Genomic DNA, 1,169 nt, shown 5'->3' with positions numbered 1-1,169 from the left:
TTTATTCACTATTTATCAATATTTATTCACTAATAACTATTGTTAGATAGTGTTTAGGACAAAATTATGATTAAGTTAGGCATAATTATGGATTCAATCACATCCATTAATCTTAAAAAAGATACTAGCTTTGCACTGTTACTTGAAGCACAAAAACGTGAATATAAAATATATTATATGGAAATAAATTCTCTTTATTTACGTTATGGAGAAGCTAAAGCTTATTGTCGATTACTGACAGTAAAAAAATCTTATGAAGATTGGTATTCATTTTATGGAAATGAAGATATTTATTTAAGAGATTTAGATGTTATTTTAATGCGCAAAAATCCCCCAATAGATACAGAATTTATTTATGCTACTTATATTCTTGATATTGCTGAAAGAGATGGTACATTAATTATTAATAAACCACAAAGTTTACGAGATTGTAATGAAAAAATATTTGCTTCTTGGTTTAAATCTCATATTCCAGATACCTTAGTCAGTCAACGTAATAAAGATTTTTATACATTTTTACAACAATATAAAGATATTATCTTAAAGCCATTAAATGGCATGGGAGGTCAATCTATTTTTAGAATTAAACTACATGATCCTAATTCATTCGTTATAATTGAAACTTTAACTAATAATAATCAAAACTTTTGTATGGCACAAACTTATCTTTCATCTATTAAATATGGAGATAAACGTGTATTTGTTATTAACGGTAATCCAGTACCATATTGTCTTGCACGAATTCCTAAACCAGGTGAGACACGAGGTAATTTAGCAGCTGGGGGACATGGAGAAGCACGTAAGTTATCAAAAATAGATTTGAAAATAGCTCAAGATTTAGGATTAATTTTAAAAAACAAAGGACTACTGTTTGTAGGTTTAGATATTATTGGTGATAAATTAATAGAAATTAATATTACTAGTCCTACTTGTATATTAGAAATAGAAGCAGTTTTTAAAATATCTATTAGTGGTATATTAATGGATGTTATTGAACAAAAAATTAAATGTAAATAACAAATATTGTTAATATTGTTAATATTAAAAAATTTTATTACCAAGTTTATGTTTCTAACAATTTACTTAATTATTAGTAACTTAGTAAAAAACTAAATTATAATTATTTTAATACAAATAAATTACATTAAGCAAATAACAATAGATCGGAA

General features: G+C 24.7%; 1 protein-coding gene. It reads left to right on the top strand.

Annotation, left to right across the window (positions count from 1 at the left end; translation table 11 throughout):
- Window positions 1-66 precede the first annotated feature (66 nt).
- Window positions 67-1,017 carry a glutathione synthase gene (gene gshB, locus CEX73_RS03395; RefSeq protein WP_101627181.1) on the top strand — a complete coding sequence of 317 codons (951 nt, stop codon included), beginning with the start codon at window positions 67-69 and terminating at the stop codon, window positions 1,015-1,017.
- Window positions 1,018-1,169 lie beyond the last annotated feature (152 nt).

The sequence above is a fragment of the Candidatus Palibaumannia cicadellinicola genome, assembly GCF_002855795.1.
GTDB lineage: Bacteria > Pseudomonadota > Gammaproteobacteria > Enterobacterales > Enterobacteriaceae > Baumannia > Baumannia cicadellinicola_C.
Note: the sequence above shows the minus strand (reverse complement) of the source record. Positions and strands in the feature narration are given on the sequence as shown.